The sequence below is a fragment of the Neobacillus drentensis genome (genome assembly GCF_036966985.1).
In the GTDB taxonomy this organism is placed as follows: Bacteria; Bacillota; Bacilli; order Bacillales; family Cytobacillaceae; genus Neobacillus; species Neobacillus drentensis_E.
The window spans coordinates 592-17,133 of the sequence record NZ_JBALSN010000080.1 but is presented as its reverse complement, the minus strand read 5'-3'; the positions used below and the strand labels follow the sequence as shown (position 1 = coordinate 17,133).

At 39.9% G+C, this 16,542-nt stretch carries 15 protein-coding genes and 1 pseudogene; 2 read left to right on the top strand and 14 right to left on the bottom strand.

Going from position 1 to position 16,542, the window contains the following annotated elements; translation table 11 throughout:
• Window positions 1-117 precede the first annotated feature (117 nt).
• The 4 genes from V7659_RS05910 to V7659_RS05895 form a co-directional block, all read right to left on the bottom strand.
• The gene (locus V7659_RS05910) at window positions 118-630 is read right to left on the bottom strand and encodes an adenine phosphoribosyltransferase (protein ID WP_335538780.1); all 513 of its coding nucleotides are present in this window, start codon (window positions 628-630) and stop codon (window positions 118-120) included.
• Complete coding sequence (gene recJ / locus V7659_RS05905) at window positions 621-2,984, bottom strand: single-stranded-DNA-specific exonuclease RecJ (RefSeq protein WP_335538779.1); 2,364 nt, start codon at window positions 2,982-2,984, stop codon at window positions 621-623. Before recJ ends, V7659_RS05910 begins: the two co-directional genes overlap by 10 nt.
• 100 nt (window positions 2,985-3,084) lie before the next feature.
• Complete coding sequence (gene secDF, locus V7659_RS05900; RefSeq protein WP_335538777.1) at window positions 3,085-5,349, bottom strand: protein translocase subunit SecDF; 2,265 nt, start codon at window positions 5,347-5,349, stop codon at window positions 3,085-3,087.
• A 145-nt stretch (window positions 5,350-5,494) separates the two neighbouring features.
• Window positions 5,495-5,791, bottom strand: coding sequence for a post-transcriptional regulator (locus V7659_RS05895; RefSeq protein WP_335538775.1), 297 nt, complete (start codon window positions 5,789-5,791; stop codon window positions 5,495-5,497).
• Window positions 5,792-5,929: 138 nt separating this feature from the next.
• Between V7659_RS05895 and spoVB the strand changes: the two genes are divergently transcribed.
• Window positions 5,930-7,477, top strand: a complete 1,548-nt coding sequence (spoVB, locus tag V7659_RS05890; RefSeq protein ID WP_335538773.1) for a stage V sporulation protein B — start codon at window positions 5,930-5,932, stop codon at window positions 7,475-7,477.
• Between the two features lie 32 nt (window positions 7,478-7,509).
• On the opposite strand, the gene V7659_RS05885 is transcribed toward spoVB, so the two are convergent.
• Window positions 7,510-8,169, bottom strand: coding sequence for a DUF421 domain-containing protein (locus V7659_RS05885; protein ID WP_335538772.1), 660 nt, complete (start codon window positions 8,167-8,169; stop codon window positions 7,510-7,512).
• 228 nt (window positions 8,170-8,397) lie between these two features.
• On the opposite strand from V7659_RS05885, the gene V7659_RS05880 reads away from it, so the two are divergent.
• Entirely contained in the window at window positions 8,398-8,790 is a 393-nt protein-coding gene (locus V7659_RS05880) for a TIGR04086 family membrane protein (RefSeq protein WP_335538786.1), read from the top strand.
• Between the two features lie 47 nt (window positions 8,791-8,837).
• On the opposite strand, the gene yajC is transcribed toward V7659_RS05880, so the two are convergent.
• The 9 genes and pseudogenes from yajC to V7659_RS05835 form a co-directional block, all read right to left on the bottom strand.
• Entirely contained in the window at window positions 8,838-9,128 is a 291-nt protein-coding gene (gene yajC, locus V7659_RS05875; protein WP_144547794.1) for a preprotein translocase subunit YajC, read from the bottom strand.
• Between the two features lie 29 nt (window positions 9,129-9,157).
• Window positions 9,158-10,297 (bottom strand): tRNA guanosine(34) transglycosylase Tgt, encoded by a 1,140-nt coding sequence (gene tgt, locus V7659_RS05870; protein ID WP_335538770.1) that lies wholly within the window; start codon window positions 10,295-10,297, stop codon window positions 9,158-9,160.
• Between the two features lie 27 nt (window positions 10,298-10,324).
• The gene (gene queA, locus V7659_RS05865) at window positions 10,325-11,353 is read right to left on the bottom strand and encodes a tRNA preQ1(34) S-adenosylmethionine ribosyltransferase-isomerase QueA (protein WP_335538769.1); all 1,029 of its coding nucleotides are present in this window, start codon (window positions 11,351-11,353) and stop codon (window positions 10,325-10,327) included.
• 69 nt (window positions 11,354-11,422) lie between these two features.
• On the bottom strand, window positions 11,423-12,427 hold the full coding sequence (gene ruvB / locus V7659_RS05860; protein WP_335538768.1) for a Holliday junction branch migration DNA helicase RuvB: 1,005 nt from the start codon (window positions 12,425-12,427) through the stop codon (window positions 11,423-11,425).
• A gap of 10 nt (window positions 12,428-12,437) precedes the next feature.
• Window positions 12,438-13,049 carry a Holliday junction branch migration protein RuvA gene (gene ruvA / locus V7659_RS05855; RefSeq protein ID WP_335538767.1) on the bottom strand — a complete coding sequence of 204 codons (612 nt, stop codon included), beginning with the start codon at window positions 13,047-13,049 and terminating at the stop codon, window positions 12,438-12,440.
• A 371-nt stretch (window positions 13,050-13,420) separates the two neighbouring features.
• The gene (locus tag V7659_RS05850; protein ID WP_335538765.1) at window positions 13,421-13,975 is read right to left on the bottom strand and encodes an intercompartmental signaling factor BofC; all 555 of its coding nucleotides are present in this window, start codon (window positions 13,973-13,975) and stop codon (window positions 13,421-13,423) included.
• 131 nt (window positions 13,976-14,106) lie between these two features.
• Window positions 14,107-14,802: a YhcN/YlaJ family sporulation lipoprotein gene (locus V7659_RS05845; RefSeq protein WP_335538764.1), complete on the bottom strand. Its 696-nt coding sequence runs from the start codon at window positions 14,800-14,802 to the stop codon at window positions 14,107-14,109.
• Window positions 14,803-14,908: 106 nt separating this feature from the next.
• Window positions 14,909-15,901, bottom strand: coding sequence for a phosphotransferase (locus V7659_RS05840; RefSeq protein WP_335538762.1), 993 nt, complete (start codon window positions 15,899-15,901; stop codon window positions 14,909-14,911).
• Window positions 15,885-16,542 (bottom strand): annotated as a pseudogene (locus tag V7659_RS05835) (hypothetical protein); the annotation flags it as partial. The pseudogene V7659_RS05835 and the gene V7659_RS05840, both read right to left, overlap by 17 nt.

Sequence of the window (16,542 nt, the reverse complement as noted above, 5' to 3'; positions counted from 1 at the left end):
GGAGTCTTCGCGCCTTCCACTCCAATCAACAGTGTGGTAAAAATTAAAAATAGCCTCTATCATAGTCTTTAATTATATAAAGAGAGCACTCGCGCTTCGAGTGCCCTCACTAATGGTTTAATAATGCATTAATGTTAAAACATCATAACCATCAAGTTTTTGTCTGCCTTCTAAATAGCTTAACTCAACAAGGAAAGCAATACCGGCAACTACACCGCCAAGCTGCTCCACTAATTGAATCGTAGCATCAATTGTTCCACCAGTAGCTAACAAATCATCCGTGATAAGGACGCGTTGCCCCGGCTTAATAGCATCTTTATGGATGGTTAGAATATCTTTCCCATATTCAAGACCATAACCTACCTTAATGGTTTCTCTAGGAAGCTTTCCTTCTTTACGAACAGGGGCAAAGCCAATACCTAAGGCATAAGCCACAGGACAGCCAATAATGAAACCACGGGCTTCAGGTCCAACAATTAGATCAATTTGACGTTCTTTCGCGTATGCAACGATTTGGTCAGTTGCATATTTATATGCTTCACCATTATTCATCAAAGGAGTAATATCTTTAAATTTAATTCCTTCTTTTGGCCAGTCAGGCACAATTGTAATAAATTCCTTTAAGTCCATTCTGTAATTGCCTCCTCAAATTCAACCGACTCTTGAATTACTTGATCGAACCAGCCTTTTAATTCTTGAAAGGACGAAAACAATAACTCTCTTTCAAGTTCATATTGTGCTTGTTTTAACTGATAGGTTCGAGAGTCCGTTAAGTCACGCTTTTGCGCTCCAGTTTTTAAAGTGATAAATCCATTGTTTATTGTAACAAAATCTAGGTCAGAAAACACCTTTGACATAAAGTTAATGGTTTCCTGTGACCAACCGCGATGTTTAGCAAGGTCATCACCATTACGTCTAAGATCAATTGGCCCTTTCTTTAAGAGGAAAGCATAAAACCATTTAAAATGATCACGCGTCGGAACCGTGCTGAAGAAATCACTAGATTCTTTATAAAAATAAGCATAAATCCTTGCAGGTTGTTTTCCTTTAAATAAAACCTTGAGAATCTCTTTTGATGAGGGAAAATCAACCAGAACAATATTCGCCTTTTTCCCATCGAAAGATTTTGCTGCCTCTATATCCTGAATTAGAGTGGTCTCGGCCATCAAATTAGGGTTTATTTTTCCAAGATGCTCTTCATTAAAGATTATAAATTTCCGGTTTTCTACTGGGACTGTATTCGAAAGACTGTTTAGGCGCTTTTGTCCTCGATAATCAAATAATTGCCATGACTCTACTGCGACATCATGGATAAAAATTTGTGGTTTACGTATATTGTTCCATTCGTTGACTGATAATTCTCCAATTAATGAAATTTTTGATGCAGGTGAGATATGGTCCACCAAGTGGCCTAACCCAAAACCGACCCCATCCAGATTTGCATCCTTTTCTTTTACAAGGAGCTTTAAATGGTTTTGCTCACTGCCAATTTTTCTGATACTTGATATATCAACATTATTTATTAAAACCTTTGGCTTTGGGTTGTCCATACCAAAAGGAGCTAAAAGACTCATCTCATCTAATGATGATAAACTAACATGCTCAAGTTGAATTTCCTCATCAAGATAGGTCACCGGAATAAAATCTTCATCGGTAAGCTGCTCTTCTGCCAGTGTATTTAACCGTGTGCGAAGTTCAGCAACATCCTCTAGGTTTAAGGTCATTCCTGCTGCCATTGGATGCCCGCCAAAGTGAGGCAGAATGTCACGGCAGGTTGATAAATTCTTAAAGAGATCAAATCCAGCAATACTACGGGCAGAACCCTTTGCAACTCCCTTTTCCGGGTCAAAATTTAAAACAATCACCGGCCGATAATACTTTTCAACCAGCCTGGAGGCGACAATACCTATGACACCAGCATTCCAGCCTTCCTTACCGATGACAAGAACTTTATTGGTTGCAATTGGAAAGTGCGTTTCAACCTCTTCCATTGCCTCAGTCGTAATCGCATTAACAATTGACTGTCTGGACTTATTAAGGTCATCCATTTCCGCTGCCAAGTGCTCTGCCTCGATTGGATCATCTGTTAAGATTAGCTGGACGGCAAGGTCAGCATCTTCTAAACGGCCAACGGCGTTAATCCTTGGCGCGAGAGTAAAACCAATCGTTTCTTCATTTATTGACAGGGGATCAGCCCCTGCCAGTTTTAATATGGCTTTCAGGCCAATATTTTTGGTTGTTTTTAACTTTTCAAGTCCTTTTTTAGCAATCAGTCGATTCTCATCTTTGAGAGAGACTAAATCAGCAATCGTTCCTATCACAGCAATTTCTAACAAATGCTCTGGCACTTCTCCGTAGAGGGCATGGGCTAATTTAAAGGCTACACCTACTCCAGCCAGCTCACGAAACGGATAGGTACTATCAGGGAGCTTTGGATGGATAATTGCAAGTGCCGTTGGTAAAACTGGCCCTGGTTCATGGTGATCAGTAATAATTAGATCCAATCCCAGCTCTTCGGCAATGGCTGCCTCATGGACAGCTGATATTCCAGTATCCACAGTAATAATTAATTTTATTCCGTTTTCCGCAGCACGACGGAATGCAGTCTCGTTTGGACCATAACCTTCCGTGAAACGGTTAGGGATATAAAATTGAACATTGGCACCAAGATCACGCAGTGTAATCATTAATACGGATGTACTGCTGACTCCATCCGCGTCATAATCACCGTATATAAGAATCGGCTCTTGTTGTTCAATGGCTTGACGAATTCTATTAACTGCTATATCCATCCCTTTTAAAAGAAAAGGATCGTGAAACTCTTCCTTTCCAAATAAAAAATACCGCGCTGATTCAACGGTATCAAAGCCACGATTAACAAGCAGTGAAGCGACAAGAGGCGTAATTTTTAATTCAGTTTCAAGCTTTTTAATAAGTTGCTCATCGGATTTCCGAACAATCCATCTAGTTTTCGAACTTAACATGTGTATGTTCACCCCTCAGACTTTCTCATTATACAGGAGTGCAGGACAGGATTCAATGAAAAGAAAAAACCACAGAGGGTCTGCGGTTTGTTTCAAAAATTTATACTTGTGGTTGATCAGAATATTTTCTTTTTTCTTTTACCGTTTTAATAACGCCCTTCTTTTTCAGTTCTTTACATTTCATAACATACCATAAAGAACCTGCGACAAAGACGGAAGAGTATACACCAACAATTAATCCAACAAATAATGCGATGGAGAAGTTAAAAATCGACGGGCTTCCAAAAATCATTAAGCATACTACCGTAATAAGGACGGTTAAAACAGTGTTAAATGACCGAGTTAATGTTTGACGAATACTTACATTTACCACATCAGCAATATCCTGAACTGTTTTAAGCCGTTTTTTCTTTTGCATATTCTCACGAACTCTGTCGAAAGTAACAATCGTATCATGGTTTGAGTACCCAATAATAGTTAAGATTGCTGCGATAAAGTTTAAATCGACTTCAAGTCTTGTAATACTAAAAATAGCAATCATAAAAAAGGCATCGTGAAGGATGGCCGCAATCGCTGCGATTGCCATATATGCTTCAAATCGAATCGAAACGTAGAGAATAATACCGATTGATGCAAACAAGACAGCAAAAAAGGCATTTTTCGCTAGTTCTTTTCCAACAGTAGGAGAAACAGTGCTAACATTCGGCTCATAGCCAAATTGCTTTTTAAAATCTGCTTTTAAAGTGGCAATTTCATTTTTTGACAGTACCCCAATCATTCGGACTGCCCCAATTTCCTTTTTCTCACCAGAAATGACAACATCATCTGGTGTTAAATTTAGTTTCGTAAAAGCATTTTCAACTTGAGTAGTTGTTAAAGGTGTTTTTGATTGAACCTCTACACGTGTACCACTTGAAAAATCAATCCCCAAATTCATACGGAATATCGAAATAGCAATGATTCCAGCAACAATGAGAACTCCCGATAGGATGAATACTTTATTCCTAAGTTTAACAAAATCAATTTTATCAAATCGAGTCGGCAGTTCGGTTGTATCTATATTTTCATTAATAGATCTAATTTGGGACTTGCGTACAGCAAACCATCCTGGTTTGTTATTTAATAAACCACTGTGGACCCATAACCCTAGTAACAGCCTTGCACCATAAACATTGGTAAGAAAGCTCATAAGTACACTCACAAGTAACATAGTTGCAAAGCCTTTTACAGAACTTGTCCCGTAAAAGAATAAAACACCCGCTGTTAACATTGTCGTTAAGTTTGCGTCAAAAATGGCTGTAAATGCATGTTGCTCACCAGCTTGGAATGCAGATTTAATGCTTCTGCCTACCTTTAGTTCTTCTCTAATCCGTTCATAAGTAATAATATTGGCATCAACTGCCATACCGATTCCGAGAATAATCGCGGCAATTCCCGGTAAAGTAAGAACACCATTCATCCAATCGAAAATTAATAAAACTAGATAAGTAAAAATAGTTAATGTAACGGTTGCAATAAGTCCTGGAAAACGATAATAGAAAATCATAAACAGATAAATAATAATGACACCAATGATTCCAGCTATAACCGTATCATTTAATGCCTGTTCCCCGAACTTAGCCCCAACCGAAGTGGAGTATACCTCATCAAGCTTAACTGGTAACGACCCAGCATTTAAAAGCGAAGCCAAAGTTTGCGATTCTTCAGTTGTGAAACTACCAACGATCGAAACGGTGTTTTGATTAAAAATTTGTTTTACTGTTGGTGCTGATAAGTATTTTGGGTTCTCTTTTGTTACTTCCTCTTTAAAAGAGTCTTTTCCTTCTTGAAAATCAAGCCAAATAACAAGGACATTATTTGGAGCCATATTCATAATTTGTTCGGACACCTTACGGAATTTGTCCGCACTCTTTAATGTTAGGGAAACGCTTGGAGCTCCAGTTTCATCAAAGGTTTGCTTAGCACCGCCTTGTTTTAAGTCAGAGCCATCCATCATCAATTTATCATTAGCATCTCGGAAAGTTAGATTTGCCTGGGTAGATAAAATCTCACGGGCTTGGTTTTGATCGGTAACCCCAGCTAGTTGAACACGAATACGGTTATTCCCCTCAATTTGAATATTCGGTTCGCTTACACCAAGGACATTGATCCGTCTGTCAAGTGCTTCAGCTGTGCTAGCCATTACTTCTTTATCAATTTTTTGTCCTTTTTTCGCTGGTTTAACATCGTACAAGACCTCAAATCCACCTTGCAGGTCTAGCCCGAGTTTAATATTGTTTAATATGTTCTTGGTAGTTGCTCCCATTGTGCTTCCGATAATTAGGACCACAAGCAAGAAAGCAACGATTCTACTACGCTTTACCATTATGTATTGTTCCTCCTTAATGCATGTGCATCAGCACTGTTCCGTCTCATCCTTATATAAAAATAAGAAAAAAGTCACTTCCTTCATTATGAAAGAAGATGGATTGGCTGTCAATTTACAATAATATCAAACATATATAGTATTTCTATTTTAACAGTTCCTTTAATTCATCTTCATCATCCATGGAGAACTCAGAAGCTTTATAGGCCTCTATCGTCGCAAAATTGAGATAATCACTTGCTTTAACAGACAGTATTTCTTGGATTATTTCGTACAGTTTCATATCTTCCTTGATTTTTTTCCACTTTTTCTTAATTAAAAAATCCCAAAGTTCCTGCTCTGATACCGAATCAAGCCCTAGCAGCTGAAACTCTAAAAGTTTACTCGCTACGGCCGGCTGGACCTGGGGGCGAAAATGTTCGAATCTGTGACTTTCATCCATTACGACTGCCTCCTTGGAAAATCTCCCCTTTAATTGAACCTTGCCAAAAAGCTGTTACAACTTGTCATGCTTTGTCCACCCTTACGCATATAGTTAATTGTATATGAATTCTTCTTATTTGAGAAGGTGGGAATCCGCATGTCGAAGTTTTTAAAAGGGACCTTTATCCTATTAATCGCAGGCCTTATCACAAGAGTCCTTGGTTTCATAAATCGAATTGTTATAGCTCGAAGTATAGGAGAAGAAGGCGTGGGCCTTTATATGATGGCGTTTCCTACGTTTATCCTTGTAGTGACACTTACTCAGATGGGACTGCCTGTGGCTATTTCAAAAAATGTAGCTGAGGCAGAAGCGAAAGGAAATTTTGCAGAGATTAAAAAAATTCTTGTTGTTTCCTTGGCGATAACGATTTCATTGTCACTTATTTTTACCCCGGCACTATTATTACTTGCACCACTGCTTTCGAAAACATTGTTTACGGACCCACGAACCTTTTATCCTTTAATTGCCATAGCTCCAGTCGTTCCCGTGATTGCGATTTCCTCGGTGCTGCGAGGATACTTTCAAGGAAGACAACAGATGCGTCCGTCTGCAATCTCACAAATTTTAGAACAATTCGTACGTATTTCCCTGATAGCCGTGATGACAAGTGCGTTCCTACCATATGGAATCGAATATGCAGCCGCTGCTGCCATGATCGCTTCGGTGATCGGTGAACTTGTCTCACTCATTTATTTAATGACTACCTTTAAATTAAAAAAACGTTTTAGGCTCCGGAAAAAATTCTTTCAATTTGTTCACAGTGGGAAACAAACATTTAAAGACTTAATGGATATTGCCCTGCCGACTATGGGAAGCCGGATGATTGGGTCCGTGGCATGGTTCTTTGAACCAATTGTTGTTGTTCATAGCTTAGCCCTCGCAGGTGTCGTCACCGTCGAAGCTACCAAACAATATGGTGCCCTAACCGGTTTTGCCATGCCGCTATTGATGTTACCGTCTTTCATCACTTTTTCATTGGCCACTTCACTAGTCCCTGCGATTAGTGAAGCCAATACCCAAAACAACAAAAAATTAATTGAATACCGATTACAGCAAGCTTTAAGGTTTGCCTTCTTATCCGGTGGATTGGCCGTTGTTGTTCTCTACGTATTGGCTGACCCATTAATGCAACTTATGTACGGCTCAGCAAAGGGCTCTTATTTTATCCGGTTGATGGCTCCGTTCTTCCTCTTTTATTACTATCAAGGACCATTACAGGCAGTTTTGCAGGCATTGAACCTTGCCCGGGCAGCTATGATTAATAGTCTGATTGGTGCCATCGTTAAAACAGCAGTCATCTTTTTACTAGCATCCCAAGCTTCCTTTGGTATTAATGGGGTGGCAATTGGGATTCTTGTCGGCTTTGTTTTAGTCACCGTTCTTCACTTTGCTACGGTATTAAAAAAGATTTCCTTTTCATTTTATGTTCGTGATTATGTAAAGGGATTTCTTGTTATGGGTGGGTCTGGCTGGCTTGGCTATTGGTCATTTGCACACCTAATCCTTAATGAACCGTTAACCATAAGAGTCCTACTATCATTACTAGCCATGGGCAGTTCATATATTGTATTGGTACTTATGTTAGGTCTAATAAAAAGGGATGAACTAAAACGAATTCCTTGGATTGGAAACATATTTGCCTAAAGAAATAAGACACGCACGCGCGTGTCTTTTGTTCATTCATCCTTTAAGTCGATAAAGAACTTTCCGTTTTCAAAACTACAAAAAGAGATCTTCTTAACATCCCGATAACCCTGTTTTTTCAACTCCTGCCGCAGCCAGAGATTTGTTTTATTAATTCTTATTAAATTTTCATCATCAATATTTCCATCTAGTATTAAAGGGATTGTAATATCACCTTGCTGAGATTCTGCGTTATCATTCTTTAACTTTTCAATGACGGACAAACTACCGGAGGATTCAAGAATTGCAAACTCAACGTCAGCAATACTGCGAATGTCCTTTTCACGGAGTTGTGTCATTAAATCATCAAAATTGTACCGCTGCTTCCGCATCGCCTTCTCATCAATTTTCCCCCGATTAATAATAATGCTTGGCTGCCCATCAATGAGATTACGAAATTTTTTACTCTTTAAAGAAATGAGTGCTAGAAGTATTTGAATGAGCATTAGTAAAATCATGGGCACAACTGTATAAATCAAAGGATCCTTTGGTTCATCGATTGAAACAACAGCCATTTCACCAATCATGATAAAAACAACGAGATCCAGAATACTTAATTCTCCAATTTCCCTTTTCCCCATTACACGAAAAATAACTAGGATAAGTACATAAAAAAACAATGTTCGATACACAATCGTCACATATTCTTCCATAACTGTCGCCCCTTTTTATACATTCAACGATATTGTTTGCATTTTAAAGTGAAAAATTAGCGGAATAAAATACCAACACCCTATTCCATTTAAAAAAACCTATAAAATTTATTCTACTTTTCTCCTTCCACGAATACGCTTGTACTAGGAAGAAACTTTACTAGGTGCTGGCACTAAAGCGTTTATATAAATGCCAGCCTAGAGGGCAATTGAAGGGGGAGAGTTAAAATCGAATCGAAAAGCTTTGGCACTTCCATTCTGTACGGATTAATTTTTATTCTCGTTTTTGCTGTAATTAGCAGCCTAATATTTGCGTTTATCCTTAGGTTCACGTCTGCACGTGAGGTATCACTCCAATACGTAATTACAGCATTATCATTTATCGGTCTATTCGGTGGCGGTTTTTTATCTGGAGGAAAAAGAAAAGAAAAGGGCTGGCTTATTGGGGGAGTAACTGGGATAATCTACTCCGTCATAGTTTTTTTGTTCCAGTACCTAGGATATGATCGCTTGTTTAATGCCGAACAAGTAGTTTATCATACTTGCTACACATTAATTGCGATGATGGGTGGTATTTTAGGGGTAAATATTTCTACAAACAATTCTCGAAGATCTGCATAATCTAAAAAAAAGGAAGCCGACACCGCGGCTTCCTTTTTTGTTTGTTATTATTTTGAAAGGTTAACGCTTTCGCCTGCATCAGCAGTGACTTCACGAATAGCATTACGGTCAAATGTAAGACGGCTTCCGTCACCACATTTAATAACGGCTTTATTATCATCAATTGAATCTATAAAACCATGTAGTCCACCAATCGTGACGATTTTATCACCCTTTTTTAAATCGTTTTGCATTTTCTGAACCGCTTTTTGGCGCTTTTGTTGCGGGCGAATTAATAGGAAATAAAATAACACAAACATTAATATTAATGGAATGATTGTACCAATTCCTCCAGACATCCTGTTTCCCTCCTTTCAATATACATCTATTAGAAATTTTTCGCGTTCGGCTTATTAAAACCATAACGTTCAAAAAATTCTTCTCTAAAATCACCAAGCCGGTCTTCCATAATAGCTTGTCTGACTTTCTCCATTAATCTTAACAGAAAATAGAGATTATGGTAAGACGTTAAGCGAATTCCAAACGTTTCATCGCATTTAATTAAGTGGCGGATGTATGCACGGCTGTAATTTCGGCAAGTGTAGCAATCACAATTTTCATCAAGCGGGCCAAAATCACGCGCATATTGTGCATTTTTCACGACAAGACGGCCAGTGCTTGTCATCAATGTTCCATTTCTGGCAATTCGTGTTGGCAATACACAGTCAAACATATCAATTCCACGAATCGAGCCGTCAATTAACGAGTCTGGCGATCCCACTCCCATTAAATAACGTGGTTTATTCGTTGGTAACAATGGTGTCGTAAACTCAAGGACACGGTTCATGACATCTTTTGGTTCACCAACAGACAAACCTCCAACAGCATATCCTGGAAAGTCTAAGGAAACAAGGTCTCTCGCACTCTGTTTGCGAAGTTCCTCATATTCTCCACCTTGAACGATTCCAAATAAGCCTTGGTCATTTGGTCGGTTATGCGCTGTTAAACAACGCTCCGCCCAGCGTGATGTTCGCTCCACAGACTTTTGCATATACTCGTATGTGGCAGGAAATGGCGGGCATTCATCAAAGGCCATCATAATATCGGAGCCAAGGGCATTTTGAATTTCCATCGCCTTTTCTGGTGATAAAAATAATTTTTCACCACTCATATGGTTGCGGAAATGGACTCCTTCTTCTTCAATTTTACGGAATTCACTTAAACTAAATACCTGAAATCCACCTGAATCGGTAAGGATTGCCCGGTCCCAGTTCATAAACTTATGTAATCCGCCCGCTTCCTTAATAATTTCGTGTCCAGGTCGGAGCCATAGATGATAGGTGTTACTTAAGATGATTCCTGCACCCATTTCCTTTAGATCTTCGGGTGACATTGTTTTTACAGTAGCAAGTGTACCAACAGGCATAAATGCAGGAGTATCAAATGATCCGTGCGGGGTATGGACCCTGCCAAGCCGGGCCCCCGTTTGTTTACATGTCTTAATTAATTCATAACGAATAGCAGTCAATATTTTGTCTCCTTCCTAATGCAATCCTTAGATGATCAACATCGCATCACCAAAACTAAAAAAACGATACCGCTCAGCTACAGCAGTTTGATAGGCATGTAACACATGTTCTCTGCCTGCTAACGCACTGACAAGCATTATCAAGGTTGATTTTGGTAAGTGAAAGTTCGTAATCATTCCATCAATGGCTTTAAATTCATAGCCGGGATAAATAAAAATATTTGTCCAGCCGCTTCCTTCTATAAAATGTCCATCATTTGCTGAGGCAATGGTTTCAAGGGTGCGAGTGGAGGTTGTCCCTACTGAAATTATTCTGCCCCCATTACTCCTAACCTCATTTAGCAACCGGGCTGTCCCCTCTGTCATCATATAAAATTCAGAGTGCATATCATGCTCTAAGACATCATCTACACTCACAGGACGGAAAGTCCCCAGTCCGACATGGAGGGTAATAAAGGCAATATGGACACCTTTTGCTTTAATCTCTTCTAATAAGCTGTCTGTAAAATGAAGACCTGCTGTTGGCGCTGCGGCTGAACCAGGTTCACGCGCATACACTGTCTGATACCGATCCCGGTCCTCTAGCTGCTCTTTTATGTATGGTGGGAGCGGCATTTCACCTAACTGGTCAAGCACCTCATAAAAAATGCCTTCATATTTGAATTCTAAGACACGCCCGCCATGGTCCGAGGTGCCAGTGCAAACGGCCGTAAGTAATCCATCGCCGAAATCGATTTCGGTCCCTTCTTTCACTCTTTTTGCGGGTTTGATAAGAGTCTCCCAGCTATCTCCTTCCAGCTGTTTCAAGAGTAACACTTCAATTTTGGCACCTGTATCTTTTTTGACACCAAAAAGACGTGCAGGAAGTACCTTTGTATCATTTAAGACAAGGCAATCTCCTTCACGCAAATATTCAATCACATCTTTAAATATTTCATGCTTTATTTCGCCTGATTGTTTATCAAGAACCATCAATCGGCTGTCAGTCCGATTATGAAGCGGTACCTGTGCAATTAATTCCTCCGGCAAATGAAAATCAAATAAATCTACCTTCATATTATGACACCCTAATCTATTTTTTAATAAGAAATGCGAAACCCTCCACCGGACAAAGCCTAACGTATGTTATCTCGGGGGAGGAACCTCCATACCAAAATGGTGATAGACCAGTGAGGTTACCACTCGGCCCCGTGGAGTTCTTTGTAAAAAGCCAATTTGTAATAAGTATGGTTCATAGACATCTTCGATCGTTTCAGATTCTTCTCCAATTGAAGCTGCAATGGTATCCAGGCCGACGGGTCCACCGCGGAATCTTTCGATAATACCCTTCAGCAGTTTATGGTCGATATGGTCTAAGCCGAGTTTATCGACTTGAAGGAGTTCCAGCGCTTCTCGTGCCAGAGCAAGGTCAATCGTTCCATCCCCTCTTACCTGGGCAAAATCTCTCACCCTGCGGAGGAGGCGGTTCGCAATCCTCGGGGTCCCCCGTGATCTCCGAGCAATTTCTGCTGCGGAAAGGTCATCGATTTCAGTTCCGAACACTTCGGCTGTTCGCAGGACAATATTTTTCAATTGGTCTTCTTTATAATACTCGAGACGACTTAAAACTCCAAACCGGTCGCGTAATGGGGCCGATAAGGAACCTGCCCTTGTTGTCGCACCAACCAGAGTAAACGGTGGAAGATCAAGCCGGACAGACCTCGCACTTGGTCCCTTCCCGATAACAATATCAAGGCAAAAATCCTCCATCGCAGGATAAAGAACTTCTTCAATCGTCCGTTGCAAGCGATGGATTTCATCAATAAATAATACATCTCCAGGCTCAAGTGCAGTAAGAATCGCTGCTAAATCACCGGGTCTTTCGATTGCTGGTCCTGAAGTGGTCCGGATATTTACACCCATTTCATTCGCGATAATGACAGCAAGCGTCGTTTTCCCCAAACCGGGCGGACCATAAAGCAGCACATGATCTAACGTTTCCTTCCGCATTTTTGCAGCCTTTATATAAATATCGAGATTTTCCTTTACTTGATCTTGTCCTATATATTGACTGAGAACTTGCGGCCTTAGGCTTTGTTCTATGCTCATCTCGCTCTCGTTAACTTCACTAGATATAATCCGGTCTTCCATGAATCATCACCTATTTTAAAAGCCGCTGCAGGGCTTTTTTAATGTATTGGTCCGTAGACATTTGTTCTTTTCTTAACTCAGGTGTTATCTTTTTGATTTCTTTCTCGGAATAACCTAATGCTTTCAAGGCAAGAATGGCTTCTTCTAAATTTGAATTACCTTTTTGTGTATGTAGCTCAAGTTGGTCGGCATTAAATAAATTGGGGAAATAGTCTGGAACAATGTCCTGCAATTTTCCTTTTAGGTCCAGGATCATTTGACGAGCCGTTTTTTTGCCAACTCCCGGGAATTTGACAAGGAAACTCTCATCTTCATTTTCAACAGCCGTAACCACCTGCTGCACTTCACCAGAAGCGAGGATGGCCAGTGCCCCTTTGGGACCAATTCCTGAGACATTTAATAATTTTGTAAAAAGCTTTTTCTCTTCTCTTATTTCAAATCCGTAGAGGGCGAAGATGTCCTCACGAACATAATGGTAAGTAAACACTGTTACCATTGTTTCCATTTTACCTGCATAGATAAACGGATTGGGCGTTGCAATTTGATAGCCGATTCCGTTGTTCTCAATCACTATATATTCTGGCCCGACAAATTCGACGGTCCCTTTAATAAATTCGTACACTTGAATTCTCTCCCCTAGTTTTACACTGTATTTCATTCTACCATACAATTTTGAGTTAGTTATAGAAAATAACTATTGGGAGAAACATCAAACTATTCGGAATATGGATTCGCTGATTGAGGTTTGGGATTCGCTGATTGAAATGCGGAATTCGCTGATTGGGGTTTGATATTCGCTGATTGAAGTTTGAGATTCGCTCATTGAAGTGCGGAATTCGCTCATTAAACTATGAAATTCGCTCATTAAAACTCCGAATTCGCTCATTACTACTTGAAATTCGCTCTTAGAACTTCAGAAACACCCTAATCGACCTCTATTTTCAAAAAAAAACCAGGCTGAATGGGCGGCATCAGTCTGATTATTTGATAATTCTATTCTTTTTTTAAAGAATAAGGCTTAAAAGTCTCTAAAACTTCTACATATCGATCCTTATTTTTGATTGGAATGCCTTGAATCAATTCTTCTTGCTTTGTGCTTTCCAGCTTCTTAATATCTATTTGAAAAAATGATTGTATAATTCTTAATTGGCCTGGTTTTCCATTAAATATGCTCAAAACACCGTCTTCGGTAATTCCAAAAAAGCCATTTGCTTTTAGCAGGGGTGATATGTCATTGACTTGCTTTTGAAAAACCAATGTCGATCCGTCAATGTCAATCAGCTGCCATTGGTCATACTTAGCCCAAAAGTTCTCCAAGGACCAGCTTGTTTCATTGACCACTTCTTGACTTATTTCCCCATCCAAATAAACCCTTTCCAAAATAACCTTCATATTTAGAGGTTCAGTTTTTTCCTCTTTCTGATGGTTATCCATGGGAGCGGCCGAGCCAAGAATGGTCATTTCCTCGGCATTAAAAATAAACATGAAGAGAAGAACAGCGATTCCGGCGAACATATACCTACACCATGCCATCCAATGATACCTCATGCTACTCACCTCTTATTGTTAAAAATTGAACATTCTATACAGTACTAGTTTAGCCTTATTTTGCCTTTTTATCCGCCATTACATGTTAAAAAGGGTAAAGCTAAATAGCTTTACCCTCAACCCTGAAGGAATTATCTTCCGCCCTTTTCCTGCTGACTATCATTATAAAAGTTACGGTCGCGGCCAAGGGTTCCCTCATCAATGATGACCTTTACCGTTCTTCCATTTGCGTATGGCTGAACTGCTTTTTGAATCGCTCTTTTGGTAGCTGCAGCTTTACCATGGTTATTTAAATTCACAGAAACGATGATCGTATTTCCGTAGGAAACGGATCGAACGGCCTGTACATTCGGAACCGCACCTACCTTGTTTCTGATTTTATTTGTAACATTATTTTGAAAGTCGGGGTCGGTAGCCACCCCAGTATTTCTGGTATTAACATTTAGATGACCGTGATAATTCATATCACTCGTACTAAAGCGATTATCGCGTTGGAAGAAATTACGGTCATGAGAAGCTAAAGGTTTTGTGGGATTCGTTGGATTCCCATGTCCATCCTTTGTTTGAAGCTGCCTTTTTCTGTTTTCATTCGTAACTAGATCCTCATCCCCTAGAGAATGATCCATCATTTCCGTAATTGCCCCGTCGTCATCTCTAAAAAAATCATTATTTGAGGTTGGGTGGTTTTCATTGGAGTAATATCCGACCGGATTTAAAGAATTTTTATTGTTATCATTAACGCCTGCACGATCATTATTACCTGCACATCCAGCCAGCCCCAACATTAATGTGGCTGAAAGAGGAATCATCCACTGTTTCTTGTTCAAGCGAAAAAACCCCCTCCATTAACATCCTGAGCATGTAAAACCCATGCTCATTAATAGGGTGTTATTTTTGAGGGGATTTCATTCAGACGGAAAATTCCAACTTTGTTTAGTCCACTAACTCCTTTAATTGATCAATAAATTTTTTCCTAGCATAAAACTGACTGATTGTTAAGTCCATTACCTGTTTATATTTCATATGGTCCATATAAGATTTTTCACGAATCATTCGATTCCATTCCCGAAAAATATCAGCTGGATAGGCTAATGCATATAAAAAAGCGGCTTCGTGTAAATATTTCTTTATTTGTTTCAGACTTGAAAGTTTTTCGAACGACCAATCAAGATAAGGTAAAATCCGGTTAGCATATTGTAAATAATCAAAGGAAGCAGGACCAATGCTAATTAAATCAAAATCAATAAGATTTAATTGTCCCCCTGTGTCCCTTAAGAAATTATGATGGGCTACGTCCCCATGGAGAATAAGAGTGGGTTCAGTTTGAAAGAAACTCCGGTTATTTTCCATCCCTTCCAGTGACCAGTTTGCCCAAGCAAGCATTTCCTTGATTACTGGCTCATTGATAAAATAGTCAATATAGGGAAGATTATTGGAAAATACATTTAATCGTTCCGACCATTTTTCGATGAGATGTCCTTTTGGCAGTAAGGTTCGATAGCGTGCTTCAAACGATGCCGTGGTTTGGTGAAATTGTTCCAATAACTCAATTCCTTCTTGACGATTTTTATGTGAGTGGAACGAAAATACCGTTTTATTTGGAGGTATGTACTCCATACATCCAAAGTAGGTTCCTTCAAAAAACAGCTGTTCTCTCACAGGGGAAGTCAAAAATAAATAGGTCTTTGTAAATCCTTCTTTTTTCAGAGTGGCTGTAAAGGCTTCTTGGAGTCTTAGCCTATTGTTGGTATGATACCCTTTTAGAACGTAAGTATTTTTATCTGTTCTTAAATAAATAACAAATTTTCGAATCGGAACCATCTGAAGGATTCGCTCATAGAACTGTGATTGAAAATAAGAGAGGAGACGATCAAAATAATCATCGTCTCCCTTTTTATGATTTGGTGTATTAAAGGCTCTCATCATGGTAACCTGGCATCCCATAAGGACTTGTTCCCACCGGACCCATACCATATGGATTCATATAAGGAGGCTGTGCTGCATTAACAGGCCCTGTATATGGTGCACTGTATATTGGCGGGGTTGGCGGCTCAAAGTTCGGAGTCACTGGTTCTCGCTGAAACATTTGTGCCTGTTGTTGCATTGGTGCTTGCTGCGGCATTGGTGCTTGCTGCGGCATCGCCATTTGTGCCGGCATTCCCGTTGGCATTCCTACCGGAGCCCCTCCACAGCCGCAATCACCTCCACCACCTACCGGAACACCTTGTGGTGGCTGCATGAACGAACCAGGTCCAGTCATTTCGGGAGATTCGAAATTAGCAGGTACACCCATTGGACCAGTCATTTGCGGATAGCCGAATGGCATTTGTCCATACGGTACACCCATTCCATACGGATTTCCCATCGCAGGATTTCCGAACATGCTTCCAGGCATTACCTGAGATGGCGCAAAGCCAGCTGGATTTTGTGCTGTCTCAAATCCTGAAGGACTTTCCATTGGGAAACCTGTTGGCATTTGGCCGAAGCCCCCTGGCATTTGCTGACCAAATCCTTGTGGCATTTGATCGAAGCCTCCTGGCATTTGCTGGCCAAATCCTTGTGGCATT